The sequence below is a fragment of the Rhodococcus sp. WWJCD1 genome (assembly GCF_002258735.1).
Classification (GTDB): domain Bacteria; phylum Actinomycetota; class Actinomycetes; order Mycobacteriales; family Mycobacteriaceae; genus Rhodococcoides.
In genome coordinates, this window is sequence record NZ_NOXY01000023.1 from 1 (window position 1) to 16,661 (window position 16,661).

Genomic DNA, 16,661 nt, shown 5'->3' on the forward strand with positions numbered 1-16,661 from the left:
GGAAACGCCCGGTCCCATTCCGAACCCGGAAGCTAAGCCCTCCAGCGCCGATGGTACTGCACTCGACAGGGTGTGGGAGAGTAGGACACCGCCGAACACAACATCCCGTAATGCCCCCGACCTCACGGTCGGGGGCATTACGCATTTCGAAACTATTACCCTCACAACGTATTCGAGTGTGATGCCCCATCCGATTCCCCGGGCGTCGAACATCCATGTCTCACGATTTTGTGCGATGTCCGAAGACTGCATATCGGAGCGAACAGATCGAGACTCCGCCGGCTAACCCAGCGAAGTAGTTCGGCAAACGCGCTCGCGTTCGTCAGGCGCGAGCGGAATCGCCGACGAATCCGTGAGCGTCTGACAAACGCGAGTGCATTCGCCAGACGCGTGCAGGTTCGCCACACCGATGAACGCCAATCCCCGCGCGCCTGACACACACACGCACACGCAGCTGCGACGACCTGCACACGTTGGATCCGACGGTTGTGCCTTCGGCAGTGTCGGAATCTCCACTGCTCAGATCGCACGCCGGCAGCGTCGATCGTAAGGCTGAGCGCGGACGGACCTGTATGCCCACTCGAAATCATCTATCGTGCAATGACATTCGAGACAACTGCCCAGTCCCCGCTACCGGATGAATTAATTCGGTGGAGTTCGCGGCTCAGGCCGTGCATGATCATGACACAGGCACATCGTAGAGACCGTGGAGGTGGACAATGGCAGCAGAATCGAAGTACGCAAGCCGACGAGTCGTCTGCACTCGGTTTGCGATTATTGCCAATTACGCTCTCTGAGTAGAGCTTCGGTCCGAAGGTGATGTGACACCCTTCGAATTCCTCGCCGCGCAGAACATCTCTGTGTTCGGCATCCATACTTGTTGTAGGAGAACAGATGTACCACTACGAACAAATCTTGAACGAACATCGACAACGGGTCGAGCGTGGTGTCCGGAACTACGAGCGGCGTCGGGTCGCGGCGGAAAGGGCATCGGAACCGACTGCTAGCGAAGGGAACTCACGAGAAGCTGGGGTTGTCGACGAAGGGGCATCCAATGACGGCGATGTTCCGACTTCCGAGTCCCACCTTCGCGTCGGGACGTTCTCGTCCATGAGCTGAGGCTCAATGTTCGACCAGATCGGAATATCGATCGCCCGCCGCCTCGATGAAGTCGCGGACGAACCAGCACGCAGGGACCACCCGGAGTCCCTGCGTGCTGGTGTCGTCGAGTGCGTGCTCGGTGAGTGTGGCTGCGAGTCCTCGACCGCGAAAGCGAGGGAGCGTGACGGTGTGATGGAACGTTCTGACGCCGTCGGATTCGAGGTACTCCGAATAGCCGGCCAGCTGAGAGTCGACGTGGATCTCGAACCGGTTGTCGGCAGTGTCGTGCGTGATCGTCACCTGCATGGTGGTACCTCCTGGCCGAGTTCGCTCTGTTCACCGTAACCGGCACTCGTCCGACGGGGTGTTCGGCGGTTACTCGAGCGTGGGTCGAAGCAGTAGGGTGAGGTAAACCGAGTCGTGCAAGCGCCACCCGTCGCAACACCGCTCTTCATAAGTACGGGGCGCTCTCGAGGCTGAAGGTGGCAATCCGTGGAAGACACATCCGACCGGGGAATCAAAGCATTCATTCGAACCGTCGCTCAGCGCGGTGGACGTGCGGAGCGGCTGACCACGTCTCGCCGTAACCCCGTGCAGGTCTGGTCTATGGACGGGAAGTCCTCGTGCATCGTTCGAGTGCGATCGAAAGTGACCGGGGACTGGAAGGCTCGCAGGCAAGACGAGTCGCTCGAGAGCGACGACACCGGATCGTCGTATTGGGTGTTCGTCGACCTTGCGAACGAAGAGCCGCGCTTCTACATGGTGTCGTCGGAAGAGATGGCGACCGATATTCGCGGAGAAGTCGATCTGTGGGTTCAGGATTCGCCTCTTCGAACCAGAACTGGGCATCACGCCATCGCGGTGGACCGGGTGGCGCATGGCAGTGAGCGGTGGGACCTGTTGGGGCTGAGCTCCACGTTGGACACCACGCTCGATGTCGGTCCCGAGCAGACGTGGGTTCGTACCCCACGGGTGAAGGCACCCCGCAAATCGGCGAAAGCCGCAGTGGAGGAAGAAGTCGTCGACAACCGTGTGCGAGTCGTCGCCGACTGCGAGGGCTATCGACTGAGCGGCCGCTACGACCCCGAGACCCAGCGACTGGAGATCACTGCCGGGCCGATGGAGGGTCGACGATTCGACAACCCGTCCGTCGCGGCCAGTGCCGTCGCCACCCATATCAGCGGAGATGTCGAAGAGCGCGACGGCTGGCAGTTCTGGCAGTTGGACACTCCGGATCGCGCTCCGCTGGGATCGTTTCAGTAGAGAACGGCAGGCCGGACGGGCTTCGTTGTGATTCCTCACCAAATTGTTCCATCGGCCATAAACGGGCCAACGGTCGGATTAATCTAGCGCTGGTAGGACGAGCTCCCTGTTTTAGCCACTGGGTCGAATCGATGTTCGAGAGTTCGTTCGTACATCGAAATCGGAGTATCAGCGAGCTCAACGGTCGACAGTGCGAGGGGTGCTGTCGACCGTGGGGAGAGGTATTCACCATGGAGCATTCCTACCGGTCAGGTACAGCCCACGCGTCCCGTTTCCTGTTCCTCATCGCGCAGTTCGTCGATCGAAGAATCCCAGCCGAGTTCTTCTCGGCCCAGTTTCGCGAGCTGCAGAACACTCAGTCCGCGTACCTCGACGCCGACGTGTCGTCGGTCATCGGAATGTTGTCGGTGGACGTCGGAGCGTACCTGGGTGACGTCGAGATCCGCGGAGTCGACTACATCGACTCCGAACAACTGTGGATGGCCGCCGGGCAGGCGTTTCGTGATCTGATGACCGTCCAGTCCGAGCACATCGAGCGTGAGGCCGGCTGATGTTCCACGACGATGTCACTTGAACCGATCGCGCTGCCGCAGAAGATCTTCGAGCCTGAATCGTCGATGGGTTCCGCGCATCTCGATAGGTAGGTCGCCCGCATCGGCCAACCGTCTGACGTAGGTATCGGAGACCCCGAGTACTGCCGCGGCCTGCGAGGTCGTGAGTAACTCGTCCACCGTTCCGATTGCCACTGCTCGGCCGGTGGCCAGCTGGGTGAGGAGTTCGAGGACAGCACCGCGTGCCGCGTCGTCGAGTGGCACCGCCGAATCTCCGATTCTGACGTCGACGTCCGTACCCGTTCGCTTGTGTACGGCGGCCGCGAGTTGTGTGGCCGAGCGCGAGGCGAGAGCAGGCATGACGAATCGGAAGTCCATTCGACCAGGATAGAAGCGGACGGTACGCATAGGCTCGAAGCACCCGACTCACAAGGAGTGTTTCAGTGCCGCAGTTGTTGCATCTCGATTCGTCTGCCGACCCGGTTCGTTCGATCAGCCGTCAGGTGACGTCCCGCTTCTCGGACGGCTGGCATTCGATCGGCACCGACCACTCCGTGATCCATCGAGACCTGCATCTGAATCCGCTGCCGCACCTACCCACTTCGGCGCTGCACTGGGCACCACACTTGCGCGCAGCCGACGAACATGTGGAGGCATCCGCCGAGGCGCTCCAGATCGAACTGATCGAAGAACTGATCTCGGCGGACGTTGTGCTCATCGGTGCACCGATGTACAACTGGTCGATCCCGTCGACCTTGAAGGCGTGGATCGACTACGTACACGTTCCCGGCATCACCGTCCCGTTCGACGGCGATACGGCACCCCTCGTCGGCAAACCTGCTGTTGTGGTGACCAGCCGCGGTAACGACTACACCCCCGGTACCGACGGCGCGTCGGCCGACCACACCACGGCCCAGTTGCGGCAGGTCCTCGGGGTCGCGCTCGGGATGGACGTCCACTTCGTCCCGATCGATCTGACGCTTGCTGCACGAGTGCCGGCGCTGGCACCCCGGATTCCGCAGGCGCAAGCCAGTCTCGAGGCTGCGTTTGTCGCCGTCGAGGGACTCGCTCTGAAATTGGGCGGGGCTTTGCCCAGGTAGGACCCGAGTAGCCTGGCGAGGTGCTAACGAACGGCCCAGGCAACGACACCACCCGCGGCAACCGCGGATCGGGTCGGCATCGTATCCACACAGCGTCGCGTCATCGTGGTCTCGCGCTTCGGATCGGACGGGTCGTCGTTGCCACTGCAGCGGTCGCCTCGGTTGCGGTGAGTGGCATCGGGTTCGCGGTCTACCGCGAGGCGACCACCGGACTGACCACCTCCGACGCTCTCGACGGTATCGCGAACAACGATCCGGGCGGCAACGGCCAGGACACCAACATCCTGTTGATCGGCCTCGACAGTCGCAAGGACATGGACGGAAACGACCTGCCCGCCGAGTTCGTCACCGATGAACTGCACGCGGGAGACAGCGATGTCGGCGGTTACAACACCAATACTCTACTGCTGGTTCATCTTCCGGCCGATGGCGGACGTGCGACCGCGTTGTCGATACCTCGTGACGATTACGTCGACGTCCCCGGGTACGGCAAGCGAAAGATCAAGGAGGCGTACGGCCTCGCCAAGGCCGACGCCGATACGGAGTTGCTCGACGAGGGCGTCACCGATCCGGCCGAGCGTGAACGGCGAGCGAGAGAGGCAGGTCGGCGATCGACGTTGACTGCGGTCCGCAACCTGCTCGACGTGCCGATCGACCATTTTGCCGAAGTGAACCTCCTGGGTTTCTACGACGTGGCGACGGCCGTCGGCCCCATCCAGGTGTGCTTGAACAATCCAGTCGACGACAGCTATTCGGGGGCGAACTTTCCAGCCGGCGCACAAGAGCTGGGCGCCTCGCAGGCGCTGTCCTTCGTACGGCAACGTCACGGCCTCGACAACGGCGATCTCGATCGAACCAGACGGCAGCAGGCTTTTGTTGCCGGGGTGATGGCCAAGCTCAGCTCCTCCGGTGTTCTCGCGAATATCGGCGAACTACGAGCGCTGGTGGCGGGAACCAAGAACGACATCGTCATCGACGCGTCGTTGGATCCGATGACGCTCGCCGGGCAAGCCGGTGCGGTCATGCAGGGCGACATCGACTTCTACACGCTGCCGATCAAGGGGTACGACACGATCAACGGTCAGGACGTCAATCTCGTCGACGTCGACTCCATCAGGGCCGAGGCTGCGCGGTTGATCGGCAACGCGCCGGTGCCCACACCGTCGATCACCGAGGCACCGGCCCCGACGACGGGACCTCCGCCACTCGCGATCGCCCCACCGGATACGACCGAGGATCTGCCCGGGGCACCAGACGAGGGCGTGCACAGCGACGGCGGCATTCCCTGCGTCGACTGAGCCCTGCGTCGACTGAGCCCTGCGTCGACTGAACGCGCGCCGGACAGGTCAGGGTGCGCTCAGCAGAACATCCATCAGCTGCTTCTCCACCGCAGCGAACTGAGGTGTCGTCACGATCTCCAGTCCGCGTGGGCGGGGCAGGGGCACCTCGACCTGCCGTCGTACATGGGCCGGCCTGGGGGAGAGAACGACGACCCGATCGGAGAGGTAGACCGCCTCACGGATGTCGTGCGTGATCATCAGCACTGTCCATCGAAACTCCGACCAGACCTGCTGCAACCAGGACTGCATGTCACTGCGGGTCAACGAGTCCAGCGCTCCGAACGGCTCGTCGAGCAGCAGCACCGACCGACCCTGCACCACCGTGCGCAGTAGCGCCGCTCGCTGGCGCATGCCGCCCGAGAGCTCGGACGGCCTGGCCGACTCGTAGCCGTCGAGGCCGAATACCGGGAACAGCTCCCGCGCCCGCGCTCGCGCTTCCTTCTTCGCGACGCCCTGCACTTCGAGTCCGAGAGTCGTGTTGTCCAGCACGGATCGCCAGGGAAACAGCAGATCCTTTTGCGGCATGTAGGCACACGGCGGTACGTTCACCGTGCCGGAATCGGGTCGGTCCAGCTCGGCCAGCATGTTGAACACCGTGCTCTTGCCGGATCCACTCGGTCCGATGATCGAGATGAACTCGCCTTTCTGCGCTCCGAACGAAACGCCGTCGAGCACAAGCTTGTCGCCGAACGATTTGGTCAGTCCGCGAACGTCGATGCAGTTGTCGGTGGTGATCGGGTCAGACATGTAGTCCCGCCGATCCGTGGCGAGCCCACGGAGCAACCAATCGTTCCACCACGAACGTGGAGACGAAGAGGACCACACTGATCACGGCTGTGACGGCCACTGCGGCCAGGACCAGATCGGTTCGGAACGAGTTCTTCTGTTGGCTCATGTAGATGCCGAGCCCTGCACTGGCTCCGGCATATTCGGCGAAGATCGCCCCGACGACGGCGTAGGTGATGCCGATGCGCAACGAGGTGAAGAACCGGGGGAGGGCCGACGGTAGCCGTACGTACCGAAACTGTTGCCAGCGTGAGGCACCCATGCTCACGAGAAGAGATCGAGCATCGCGATCGGCTGCCGCGAAGCCCTCGATGAGCCCGATGGCCATCGGGAAGAACGTGGCCAGAGCGATCACCAAAACCTTGGGGAGCAAACCGAAGCCGAACCAGATGATCAGCAACGGTGCGATCGCAATGATCGGCAGTGTCTGCGACACGACGAAGAGTGGCACGAACGCGCGCCGGAGCCAGGGCGAGAAATCCACCGCGACAGCCAGTATCCAGGCGAGAGCCAGGGAGACCGCGAAACCGACGAGCGTCACCTGCACGGTCGCGGACGCGTTCTCGATGATCGCATCACGCTGCGCCCAACCCTGCACGACGACGCGACCGGGCGATGGCAGCACCTGCGGGCGGATTCCGCTGACCTGGACGTAGACCTGCCATGCGGCTATCAGGGCGGCGACGACCGTGACCGCGGGCCACGCCCAGCGAACAGAGGCTCGGATCCCGCTGAACGAGAACGTGTCTCGCTCAGCGGTGACCGGCTTATCGATCGCCGAGATAGTCATTGGTGAAGTAGGTCGACCAGTCCGGCTCCGTCGTCAGCGGGGCGCCGTTCTGATCGGCCAGTACGCCGCTCTCGTACAGGAACTTCGAGTACGCCGTCCACTTGTCGAGGCTCTGTCTTCCGACCTCGCCGGAGGGATCCTTCATGTACTTCGCCGCGAGCATTTCCTGGCTCTCGAAAACGAGCGACTCGTCCGTGAAGGTTCCGGGGTTGGCGTCGATCAGGTCCTGGGCAGCTCTGTCGGGATCGTCGGCAGCGAGTTGGTACCCGCGTTGCAGGGCCTGGACGAATTTCTTCGCCTCGTCCGGGTGGGCAGCGAGCCAGGGTTCGTTGCCACTGATGGTGAGCGCATAGGCGTCGGGAAATCCGTAGTCGGTGTAGTCGAAGTACTTCATCGGGGTTCCGCTGTGCTCGGCCTCGATGCCCTCCCACGCGAAGTAGGAGACGGTGAAGTCCGCGGTACCGGAATACACCGCCTCGTATGCCGAGGTTCCCAGTACCACTGTCTCGTATTCGCCTGTGCCACCGTCGTTCTTGATGACCTGCTGAAGTCCGGCTTGCTCGCCGGATTCGCCGAAGCCGGCGTAGACCTTGCCGTCGAGTGCCTTCGGGCTCGGGATGTCGTCTCGATCTGCGCGAACTCCGATGCCGGTTGCCCAATGCTGCAGCGGTGCGAGAACAGATACGGTCTGGGCGCCCGCCGACGTGGCGAACACCCCCGAGCTCTGTGTGCTGATGCCGAACTCGGCGTTTCCGGCATCGACGAGGGTGTCCGCTGCGGTGTTGTTGTAGGGCAGAACTTCCACGTTCAACCCGGCGTCGGCGAAGTAGCCTTCTTGCAGAGCCACGTAGAGGCCGGTGTGATTGGTGTTCGGGGTCCAGTCGAGGGCGAAGCGAATGGTGTCGGAGTCGGTCGATTCCGAGCATCCCGCCAGTCCGGTGGTCGCCACGACCGCCGCTGCAAGCGTGGCGAGGATTCGAGTGGTTCTCATGCGTACACCGCACTCTCGGCCGAAGGCCACGGAGTGGGATGTAAAGCGCTGTCCCAGAACATCAGTTCGTATCTCGACGCGACGACGAAGGCGTCGATCATCTGCTCGCGTTGATCTGGCGTCGCGGCCGCGGCGGCGTCGTCCACGAACGTCTTCGCAGCGTCGACGATGGCATGGAATTCGGGTGCGTCGTAGGCGGCCACCCAGCGCGCATAGGGGTGATCGGGATCGCGATCGAGAACCGCCTTCGCTGCCGCGGCGAGAGAGCGGCCGACATCGGCATAGATCCAGAAGCACGGCAGCACCGCAGCAGCTGCCACGGGATACGGCTCGGTTGCTGCGGTCGCGATCAGATACGAGGTGTAGCCCAGGCACTCGGGTGATGGCTCCGGCGTAGCCGTCGACGAGGGGAGAGAACCCCCGGTCAGCATGGCCTCGTGCGACGACGCCTCGTCCATGGCGCTCGCGGCGGCGCTCGCCCAGAATGCCCCGGCGAGCGGGTTCGGTGCGTGTGCTGCCAGCAAGGACAACGACTTCACGTACCCGCTCAGATAGAGCGAGTCCTGCTCGAGGTACCGACGGAACGCGTCGAGCGGAAGCGTTCCGGCACCGAGAAGCCGTAGGAATTCCAGATTGTCGATCTCGCGTCGAATGTCCGCGGAGGCATCCCAGAGGAGATCGGTGAAGCGGACCGGGTCCGCAGATACAACAGGCGTCATCGCCTTGACATCCCTTCGTCAGTATTACCTGCATCAGGTTCGGCGGGTTTGATCTCAGCATCCGCATCGGCGGACACACCCCGTGTCAGAACGAAAGCGACAGTAACACCGGTCACCCGGTGCCGATGCCGCCGCCCCTGTATCTGCGGTCCTCGGCTCACCCCAGCATGTCTTCGAGTTCCATACCCTTGGTCTCCGTGATCTTGGCCTTGACGAAGAAGAACGACAGGGCGGCGAACACTGCGAAGCCGGCGTAGATGACCCACAGGCCCACCGACGACGTCAGTGGCGGGAAGGCAAGCGTCACAGCGAAATTGGCAATCCAGTTGGCTGCGGTACCGATTCCGAGGGCCATGGCTCGCATGCGGTTGGGAAACATCTCGCCGAGCATGACCCACATGATCGGACCCCAGGTCGACGCGAAGAAGATGACGAAGAGGTTGGCACCGATCAGCGCGATGGCACCCCACGGAGCGGGCAGCGTGACGTCGTCGCCGTTGCCGATCGACTGCGAGAAGGCCACGGATGCCATGACCAGCCCGACGAACATGCCGAGCGAACCCGCCAACAACAGCTTGCGCCGGCCGATGCGGTCGACGAACAGGATCGCCACGAACGTCATGACCACGTTGATCACTGCGGTGATGACCGACGTGGTGAACGACTGATCCTCACTGAAGCCGACCGAGCGCCACAGCGTCGTCGAGTAGTAGAAGATCGCGTTGATACCCACGAGCTGCTGGAGCACGGCCATCGTGATGCCGACCCAGACGATCGGTTGCAGGCCGAACTTCGGCCCGCGGATATCGGCGAACGACGAACGCGACTCCTTGCGCAGCGTGAGCCTGATCTCGTGAACGCGCTCGTCGGGGTGCAGTTCGCCGGTGATCTCGGCGAGCACTCGCGCTGCTTCGTCGTCGAGATGCTGACCCACCAGGTAGCGCGGGGACTCCGGAATCAGTGTTGCCAGCAGCCCGTACACCAGTGCGGGAACGACGCCGACGAGAAACATCCAGCGCCAGGCTTCGACGCCGAACCACAGGTCGTTGGACGCCCCGTCGGCAGCCCCCGCGAGAAGCGCGTCGGACAGCAGGGCGGCGAAAATGCCGATGGTGATGGCCAATTGCTGTAGCGAAGCAAGGGCTCCCCGCCACTTGGCCGGAGCGATCTCGGCGATGTACGCAGGCGCAATCACCGAGGCGATGCCGATGCCCAGCCCGCCGAGTACTCGCCAGAGCATGAGATCGGGGACGCTGAACGCCAATCCGGAACCGATCGAGGAAATCACGAACAGGGCCGAGCCCAGCAGCATCACTTTCTTGCGTCCCCAACGGTCTGCGAGGCTGCCGGCGAACCAGGCACCCACTGCGCATCCGATCAGGGCGATCGCGACCACGAATCCGGTGGTGAACGAGCCGAGGAGGAAGTGATCTTCGATCGAGTCGACGGCTCCGTTGATGACCGAGCTGTCGAAACCGAACAGGAATCCGCCCACAGCGGCGGCGACGCTGACGCCGATGACCTTCGCTGTGTGGCGGTCCGAGGTCTGATTCATGAGTGACGCACCTTCCGGCCGCGCGCACGGGCGTCGGCCGCTGGGGAGACCGTACGGCAGGGATTGTCGTACCGTCCCCGGACATTACGCCTGGTAATTTGCCGAGCGAACGAGACCGTCAGCGAAGGTCGAAATCTTCGGCCGAGACGGTGAATCCGTGACCGACCTGATCGGTACAGGTCACCCCGAGCTGCTCGTCGACGCTGCACTGCAGGCCGTTGGTCGAGCCGCTTCCAGGGATGGTGAGCACCTCGCCGTACGGCAGCGCCGCCGCGGGGCCGTCGAAACGATGGAACTTGGGATCGCCCAGACTCTCGAACTTCGCCGGTGATCCGGCAATCAGTTGCACTGCGTTGGGTTTCACCGCAGTCCCCGAAGCGCCACTGCCGGGAACCTTCGGTGCCGAATCGGGTAACGAACCGTGGCAACCGGCGATCGAGGTGTTCAGCACGGCGATACCGCACTCGAATTTTCCGCTGGGGCTCGAAAAGTAGTACCAGCCAGGTGCTTTGCCGGCGTAGTCCGTCGAATTGGCCTGAGTCGCTGCCGAACTCGTCGGCGTTGCCGTGGTGGACGTCGGCGGCGTCGTGGAAGCAGGTGTGGATGACGGCGTACTGCGGGGCGTGGTCGGAAGCGCGGTGATCGGGGTGGGGCGGTCGGTGACGATCGTCGCCATCGGCCCGTCGCCTCCACCGGAACCACAGGCGGCCAGTAGACCGACCGCCACGACTGCCGCTGCGGCACATCCGATTCTTCTCATGGTCGATTCCTTCGCTCGGGGGCGTCGACGCCGAACGTAGCGTCGCCGAGCCCAGGGATGATGTTGGTACGTTGGGCAGCGACCGAACAGGAGGCTCGATGGGCAACGCGTCCGACTCCACCGCGTCCGGCTCCACCGTGTGTGTGAGCACGCCGTACGGCGACGTCCTCGGCTATCCGGTCGCCGTCGACGCATCGCCGATCGTGGCGTGGAGGGGTATTCCCTACGCGACACCGCCCGTGGGGAAGCTCAGGTTCCGATCGCCGCGGCCGCTGCAGCCGTGGACCGGAGTGCTCGACGGTCTCGAGTTCGGCGCGATGGCACCACAGGGTCGCGACAGTCCGGTGCCGATCGATCCGTCGCTGTCGATCTCCGAGGACTGCCTCACGCTCAACGTGTGGGCACCCCGGCCCGACGGAGAGCAACGTCCGGTACTCGTGTGGATCCACGGCGGCGCGTACTCGCTCGGATCGTCCGCTCAGCGGGTGTACGACGGGCGGAACCTGAGCGAGAACGGTGACGTGGTGGTGGTGACCGTCAACTTCCGCCTCGGTGCCTTCGGGTTCCTCGACCTCTCGTCGTTCTCCACCGACGAGCACACCTTCGAGACCAATCTCGGACTGCGAGACCAGATCGCAGCACTCGAATGGGTACGCGAATGCATCGCCGCGTTCGGCGGCGATCCCGATCGAGTCACTGTGTTCGGTGAATCCTCCGGGGGCGCATCGGTCACCACGTTGATGACGTCTCCGAAGGCCGAGGGCCTGTTTCAGCAAGCGATCGTGCAGAGTGCTCCTGCGACGTCGGTGTACGGCCCCGATCGAGGTGCCGCAGTGGCGTCGAGATTCCTGGAACTGGTGGGTGTCGCCAGGGAAGACATCGGCGAGTTGTTCGACATGCATTTCAGTAGGCTGGTCACTGCGGGGGACACGCTCTGCTACGAAATTCCCACGAGAGTTCCTGGAACACTGGGTCTTTCGCCGGTCGTGGATGGGGATATCGTTCCGCGTTACCCGGTGGCGGCGTTCCAGAAGGGCCTCTCGCACAAGATCCCACTGATCATCGGCACCAACCACGACGAGCCGTCGATCTTTCGGTTCATGAAGTCCCCGCTGATGCCGATCACCTCCGACACCGTCTCGGAGATGTTCCGGGCCATTGCCCACGATCACGCCGATCTGCCGGCCTATCGCGTCGCCGAGATCATGGCGGCGTACCCGGACAGGGACAAACCGGCCGGCGCGCAAGCTATGTCGCGTGATGCGGGATTCGTCATGCCGAGCATGTGGATCGCCGACGCACACAGCAGGCACTCGCCGACGTGGATGTACCGATTCGATCACGCGACGCCGATGCTCAAGGCCGCTCGCGTGGGGGCCGGACACGCAACCGAACTGCCGTACGTCTTCGGCAACTTCGGGACACTGAACCGAGACCCCACGTTCTGGCTCGGCGGCCGTAAACCGGCGATGGCGGTGGCGGCGCGGATGCAGAGACGGTGGCTCGCTTTCGCACGGTACGGCGTGCCCGCTGCGCTGGATGCGTCCAAGCATTGGGCTCCGTACACCGAAAAAACGCGATGGACGTTGGTGATCGACACGTCCGACGCCCTTGTCGAGGACCCCGACGGCGACATGCGCGCTGCCTGGGGCGACCGTGTGCTGGGATTCAGCTGACACGTCGCCTGCCTTTGGTCGCTCCACAGGCATGAATCGAACGTAACAGCAAGAACACCAGCCGCAGGAGTCTCAGCGGTAACAATTGGATGTCAGCAACCTGACGGTGGCTGCAGTTATGTTCGGTGAGTGTTGATGTCCAGGATTGTCGAAGCCTCCCGTGCCGTGGCCGCGACGCGCTCGCGCAAGGTCAAGATCGAGCAGCTGAGCGCACTGCTCGCCGAGGCGGAGGCCGGTGACATCGAACCCGCTGTGTCGTGGTTGTCGGGGGAGTTGCGGCAGGGGCGAATAGGAGTCGGCTGGCGCACTCTGGCCGATCTCGATGTCACCTCCGCCGAAGCCTCGACATTGACGGTCACCGAGGTCGACGACGCGATCTCCGCGGTCGCATCGACGTCGGGGGCGGGATCGGCCGCGCGGCGAGTAGCGCTGTTGACGGACCTGTTCTCACGCTGCACCGCCGAGGAGCGGCAGTTCCTGATCAGGCTCGTCACCGGTGAACTTCGGCAGGGGGCGCTCGAGGGAATCATGGTCGACGCGGTCGCTGCCGCCACGAACCTTCCGCAGGCTCCGGTGCGTCGCGCATTCATGCTCTCGGGGCGCCTGTCCGCCACCGCGGTTGCCGCGATCACCGGTGGCGTCGAGGCGCTGGACGCGTTCCGGCTCGAGGTGGGACGACCGGTCCGCCCGATGCTGGCCTCGCCCGCAGAATCTCTTCGCGCGGCGTGGGAGCAGCTGAACGGTGATGTCACCGTCGAATACAAGCTCGACGGCGCTCGTATTCAAGTGCACCGTTCCGGAACCGACGTGAGCATCTACACGCGAACTCTGCGCGACATCACTGCGAGTGTGCCCGAGTTGGTGGAACTCGTTCTCGAGCTGCCGTGCGATTCCGTGGTCCTGGACGGGGAGACCCTCGCGCTCGACGACAGCGGGCGCCCCAGGCCTTTCCAGGAAACGATGAGTCGGTTCGGTGCCGAGAGCGCACACGAGCTCCTTCTGCAGCCCTACTTCTTCGACTGCCTGCACCTCGACGGTGTGGACCTGCTCGATGCCCCGCTGGAGCAGCGCCTGGCCGCACTGGACCGGGTAGCACCGGGGCACCGAATTCCCAGTGCCGTTCGGCCAGATGCGGACGAAGCAGCGGCCCACTTCGATGCCGCACTCGACGCCGGGCACGAGGGGGTCATGCTCAAAGCTCTCGGTGCACCGTATGCCGCAGGCCGCCGCGGAAAGAGCTGGCAGAAGGTCAAACCCGAGCACACCCTCGACCTCGTCGTCCTCGGAGCCGAGTGGGGGTACGGCCGCCGCACGGGTTACCTGTCGAATCTGCACCTCGGGGCTCGCGATCCCGACGGCGGTGACCCGATCATGGTCGGCAAGACGTTCAAGGGCCTGACCGACGTTCTGTTGCAATGGCAGACCGACGAATTCCCCAAACATGAGCGAGAGCGCGACGAGCACACCGTGTACCTGCGCCCCGAACTGATCGTCGAGATCGAGCTCGACGGCGTGCAGGTCAGCTCGCGCTACCCGGGCGGCGTTGCTCTGCGATTCGCGCGAGTACTGCGATACCGACCCGACAAGAACCTGGCGACCGCCGACACCATCGACGCGGTTCGCGCGCTGCTGCCGAAGTCCAACTGATCAGCATCCCACCTCTGCGCACCGCCGACGATTAATACGTACGAAACCGCACGAACGATCCCGTAACACGGCGCAAAATATCTTGAGGGTGCAAGCCAGCGAGATATGGAGTGCCAATGATGTCCACAGTTCGAGCTGCACTGGTCCAAAGCAAGTGGACCGGTGACAAAGAATCGATGATCGCGGCACACGAGGGGTTTGCTCGGTCCGCCGCCGAGCAAGGCGCGAAAGTCGTCTGCTTCCAAGAACTTTTCTACGGTCCGTACTTCTGCCAACTGCAGGATGCAAAGTTCTACGAATACGCCGAATCGGTACCCGGGCCCACCGTCGACCGCTTCGCCGCATTGGCGAAAGAGCTCGGCATCGTGATGATTCTGCCGGTGTACGAGCAGGAGCAGCCCGGCCTTCTCTACAACACCGCCGCGGTGGTGGACGCCGACGGCACCTATCTCGGCAAGTATCGAAAGCACCACATTCCCCATGTCAACGGATTCTGGGAGAAGTTCTACTTTCGACCCGGAAACCTGGGGTGGCCGGTGTTCGACACCGCGGTCGGCCGAATCGGCGTGTACATCTGTTACGACCGGCACTTTCCCGAGGGTTGGCGGGCGTTGGGCCTTGCCGGTGCCGAGATCGTCTTCAATCCCTCGGCTACGTCGCGCGGACTGTCGAACTACCTGTGGAAGCTCGAGCAACCCGCATCTGCCGTCGCGAACGAGTACTACGTGGGCGCGATCAACCGGGTCGGAATCGAATCCGAATACGGTGACGACGATTTCTACGGGACCAGCTACTTCGTGGACCCCGAGGGCAAATTCGTCGGCGAGGTAGCGTCGGATTCCGAGTCCGAGATCATCGTTCGAGACCTGGACATGGACTTGATCAAGGTGGTCCGCGACCGATGGGCCTTCTATCGTGACCGCCGACCCGACGCCTACGGCCCACTGGTGCAACCCTGATGGCCACCACCTTCGTGCACGGTGGAATCGTGGTATCCACCACCGGCGCACAGGAATTGGATGTGCTCATCGACGGTGAGACCATCGTCGCGGTGCTGGCTCCGGGCTCGGTGTCACTGGCCGCGGACCTGAAGACCTCAGCGGACATCGTCGTCGATGCCACCGGCAAGTACGTGATTCCGGGCGGGGTCGACGGGCACACCCACATGGAGATGCCGTTCGGGGGCACGTTCGCATCCGACACCTTCGAAACCGGAACACGCGCAGCGGCCTGGGGCGGTACGACCACCATCGTGGACTTCGCGATTCAGACTCCCGGCCAGCGCGTACAGGACACTCTGGCGCAGTGGCACGAGAAAGCTGCGGGGAAGTGCGCCGTCGACTACGGGTTTCATCAGATCATCGGCGACGTCACCGACGATTCACTGAAAGCGATGAGCGAGTTGGTCTCCGAGGGTGTCACCAGCTTCAAGCTCTTCATGGCGTACCCGGGCGTCTTCTACTCCGACGACGGCAAGATATTGCGCGCCATGCAGTCTGCGGCCGAAACGGGTGCACTGCTGATGATGCACGCGGAGAACGGCATTGCCATCGACGTCCTCGTGGCGCAGTCGATCGCCCGCGGAGACACGGCTCCGTACTTCCACGGCACGTCGCGGCCGTGGCAGCTGGAGGAAGAGGCGACGCACCGAGCCATCATGCTGGCCGACGTCACCGGCGCGCCGTTGTACGTCGTGCACGTATCGGCCAAGCAGGCTCTCGAGCAGATTGCGCAGGCTCGGGGCAACGGGCAGAACGTATTTGCCGAGACGTGTCCGCAGTATCTCTATCTGTCGTTGGAAGAACAACTCGGTGCGCCGGGTTTCGAGGGGGCCAAGTGGGTCTGCTCGACGCCTCTGCGGTCGCGGGCCGAGGGGCATCAGGACGAACTGTGGCGCTACCTGCGCACCGGTGACGTGGCGACCGTCAGTACCGACCACTGCCCGTTCTGTATGAAGGACCAGAAGGAGATGGGTATCGGCGATTTTTCCAAGATTCCCAACGGAATCGGCTCGGTGGAGCATCGGATCGATTTGATGTTCCAGGGTGTGAAGAGCGGGAAGATCACCCTGGAGAAGTGGGTGGACGTCTGTTGCACCACCCCGGCCCGGATGTTCGGGATGTACCCGAAGAAGGGCGTCATCAGCCCCGGAGCCGATGCCGACATCGTGATCTACGATCCGAACGGGCACACCAGCATCGGAGTCGACAAGACCCATCACATGAACATGGACTACTCCGCGTACGAGGGTTTCGAGATCGACGGCCACGTGGACACTGTGATCTCTCGCGGGCGAATCATCGTCGACGGCGGATCCTATTCCGGCAGTGCGGGACACGGCCGCTTCGTCCGCCGCGATCTGTCACAGAATCTGATCTGAGC

The 16,661-nt window shown here is 63.2% G+C and carries 16 protein-coding genes, 1 rRNA gene and 1 riboswitch; of the genes, 9 read left to right on the plus strand and 8 right to left on the minus strand.

Annotated elements, in window-relative coordinates; all coding sequences use genetic code 11:
* A 5S ribosomal RNA gene (rrf, locus tag CH286_RS16375) occupies positions 1-97 on the plus strand; the annotation flags it as partial.
* 1,025 nt (positions 98-1,122) lie between these two features.
* Here the strand turns inward: rrf and CH286_RS16380 are convergent.
* Positions 1,123-1,407: a GNAT family N-acetyltransferase gene (locus tag CH286_RS16380; RefSeq protein WP_037154620.1), complete on the minus strand. Its 285-nt coding sequence runs from the start codon at positions 1,405-1,407 to the stop codon at positions 1,123-1,125.
* A 186-nt stretch (positions 1,408-1,593) separates the two neighbouring features.
* On the opposite strand from CH286_RS16380, the gene CH286_RS16385 reads away from it, so the two are divergent.
* Complete coding sequence (locus tag CH286_RS16385) at positions 1,594-2,364, plus strand: hypothetical protein (protein WP_032402911.1); 771 nt, start codon at positions 1,594-1,596, stop codon at positions 2,362-2,364.
* A gap of 230 nt (positions 2,365-2,594) precedes the next feature.
* A complete protein-coding gene (locus tag CH286_RS16390) occupies positions 2,595-2,915 on the plus strand; it encodes a hypothetical protein (RefSeq protein ID WP_032379500.1) in 321 nt (106 codons plus the stop codon).
* Between the two features lie 15 nt (positions 2,916-2,930).
* Here CH286_RS16390 and CH286_RS16395 read toward each other — a convergent pair whose 3' ends face one another.
* Positions 2,931-3,293, minus strand: a complete 363-nt coding sequence (locus CH286_RS16395) for a helix-turn-helix domain-containing protein (RefSeq protein WP_032402910.1) — start codon at positions 3,291-3,293, stop codon at positions 2,931-2,933.
* Between the two features lie 65 nt (positions 3,294-3,358).
* On the opposite strand from CH286_RS16395, the gene CH286_RS16400 reads away from it, so the two are divergent.
* Positions 3,359-4,015, plus strand: a complete 657-nt coding sequence (locus CH286_RS16400; RefSeq protein WP_052077590.1) for an FMN-dependent NADH-azoreductase — start codon at positions 3,359-3,361, stop codon at positions 4,013-4,015.
* A 20-nt stretch (positions 4,016-4,035) separates the two neighbouring features.
* On the plus strand, positions 4,036-5,313 hold the full coding sequence (locus CH286_RS16405; protein WP_094609780.1) for an LCP family protein: 1,278 nt from the start codon (positions 4,036-4,038) through the stop codon (positions 5,311-5,313).
* A 48-nt stretch (positions 5,314-5,361) separates the two neighbouring features.
* Here the strand turns inward: CH286_RS16405 and CH286_RS16410 are convergent, their stop codons facing one another.
* The 6 genes from CH286_RS16410 to CH286_RS28235 form a co-directional block, all read right to left on the minus strand.
* Positions 5,362-6,102: an ABC transporter ATP-binding protein gene (locus tag CH286_RS16410; protein ID WP_094609781.1), complete on the minus strand. Its 741-nt coding sequence runs from the start codon at positions 6,100-6,102 to the stop codon at positions 5,362-5,364.
* The gene (locus tag CH286_RS16415; protein ID WP_032378939.1) at positions 6,095-6,931 is read right to left on the minus strand and encodes an ABC transporter permease; all 837 of its coding nucleotides are present in this window, start codon (positions 6,929-6,931) and stop codon (positions 6,095-6,097) included. The genes CH286_RS16410 and CH286_RS16415 overlap by 8 nt, the downstream gene beginning before the upstream one ends.
* Positions 6,909-7,922, minus strand: coding sequence for an ABC transporter substrate-binding protein (locus CH286_RS16420; protein ID WP_037154609.1), 1,014 nt, complete (start codon positions 7,920-7,922; stop codon positions 6,909-6,911). The genes CH286_RS16415 and CH286_RS16420 overlap by 23 nt, the downstream gene beginning before the upstream one ends.
* On the minus strand, positions 7,919-8,641 hold the full coding sequence (locus CH286_RS16425) for a TenA family protein (protein WP_032378937.1): 723 nt from the start codon (positions 8,639-8,641) through the stop codon (positions 7,919-7,921). Before CH286_RS16425 ends, CH286_RS16420 begins: the two co-directional genes overlap by 4 nt.
* Positions 8,635-8,734: riboswitch (TPP riboswitch) on the minus strand. (Overlaps the previous gene by 7 nt.)
* 64 nt (positions 8,735-8,798) lie before the next feature.
* Complete coding sequence (locus CH286_RS16430; protein ID WP_094609782.1) at positions 8,799-10,196, minus strand: sugar porter family MFS transporter; 1,398 nt, start codon at positions 10,194-10,196, stop codon at positions 8,799-8,801.
* Between the two features lie 118 nt (positions 10,197-10,314).
* Positions 10,315-10,956 carry a hypothetical protein gene (locus CH286_RS28235; RefSeq protein WP_255182680.1) on the minus strand — a complete coding sequence of 214 codons (642 nt, stop codon included), beginning with the start codon at positions 10,954-10,956 and terminating at the stop codon, positions 10,315-10,317.
* Between the two features lie 98 nt (positions 10,957-11,054).
* Between CH286_RS28235 and CH286_RS16440 the strand changes: the two genes are divergently transcribed.
* The 4 genes from CH286_RS16440 (at position 11,055) to hydA (ending at position 16,659) form a co-directional block, all read left to right on the plus strand.
* On the plus strand, positions 11,055-12,632 hold the full coding sequence (locus tag CH286_RS16440) for a carboxylesterase/lipase family protein (protein ID WP_094609783.1): 1,578 nt from the start codon (positions 11,055-11,057) through the stop codon (positions 12,630-12,632).
* A 129-nt stretch (positions 12,633-12,761) separates the two neighbouring features.
* Entirely contained in the window at positions 12,762-14,279 is a 1,518-nt protein-coding gene (locus tag CH286_RS16445; RefSeq protein WP_094609784.1) for an ATP-dependent DNA ligase, read from the plus strand.
* A 119-nt stretch (positions 14,280-14,398) separates the two neighbouring features.
* Positions 14,399-15,238, plus strand: coding sequence for a nitrilase-related carbon-nitrogen hydrolase (locus tag CH286_RS16450; RefSeq protein ID WP_197914655.1), 840 nt, complete (start codon positions 14,399-14,401; stop codon positions 15,236-15,238).
* Complete coding sequence (hydA, locus tag CH286_RS16455; protein WP_032402903.1) at positions 15,238-16,659, plus strand: dihydropyrimidinase; 1,422 nt, start codon at positions 15,238-15,240, stop codon at positions 16,657-16,659. The genes CH286_RS16450 and hydA overlap by 1 nt, the downstream gene beginning before the upstream one ends.
* The last annotated feature ends 2 nt before the right edge of the window (positions 16,660-16,661 follow it).

Excerpts from the sequence above, each read along its gene's own strand:
- CH286_RS16430 (WP_094609782.1), bottom strand. The coding sequence starts at position 10,196 with ATGAATCAGACCTCGGACCGCCACACAGCGAAGGTCATCGGCGTCAGC.
- CH286_RS16450 (WP_197914655.1), top strand. The coding sequence starts at position 14,399 with ATGTCCACAGTTCGAGCTGCACTGGTCCAAAGCAAGTGGACCGGTGAC.
- CH286_RS28235 (WP_255182680.1), bottom strand. The coding sequence starts at position 10,956 with ATGAGAAGAATCGGATGTGCCGCAGCGGCAGTCGTGGCGGTCGGTCTA.
- CH286_RS16410 (WP_094609781.1), bottom strand. The coding sequence starts at position 6,102 with ATGTCTGACCCGATCACCACCGACAACTGCATCGACGTTCGCGGACTG.
- CH286_RS16425 (WP_032378937.1), bottom strand. The coding sequence starts at position 8,641 with ATGACGCCTGTTGTATCTGCGGACCCGGTCCGCTTCACCGATCTCCTC.
- CH286_RS16415 (WP_032378939.1), bottom strand. The coding sequence starts at position 6,931 with ATGACTATCTCGGCGATCGATAAGCCGGTCACCGCTGAGCGAGACACG.
- CH286_RS16440 (WP_094609783.1), top strand. The coding sequence starts at position 11,055 with ATGGGCAACGCGTCCGACTCCACCGCGTCCGGCTCCACCGTGTGTGTG.
- hydA (WP_032402903.1), top strand. The coding sequence starts at position 15,238 with ATGGCCACCACCTTCGTGCACGGTGGAATCGTGGTATCCACCACCGGC.
- CH286_RS16420 (WP_037154609.1), bottom strand. The coding sequence starts at position 7,922 with ATGAGAACCACTCGAATCCTCGCCACGCTTGCAGCGGCGGTCGTGGCG.
- CH286_RS16380 (WP_037154620.1), bottom strand. The coding sequence starts at position 1,407 with ATGCAGGTGACGATCACGCACGACACTGCCGACAACCGGTTCGAGATC.
- CH286_RS16395 (WP_032402910.1), bottom strand. The coding sequence starts at position 3,293 with ATGGACTTCCGATTCGTCATGCCTGCTCTCGCCTCGCGCTCGGCCACA.
- CH286_RS16390 (WP_032379500.1), top strand. The coding sequence starts at position 2,595 with ATGGAGCATTCCTACCGGTCAGGTACAGCCCACGCGTCCCGTTTCCTG.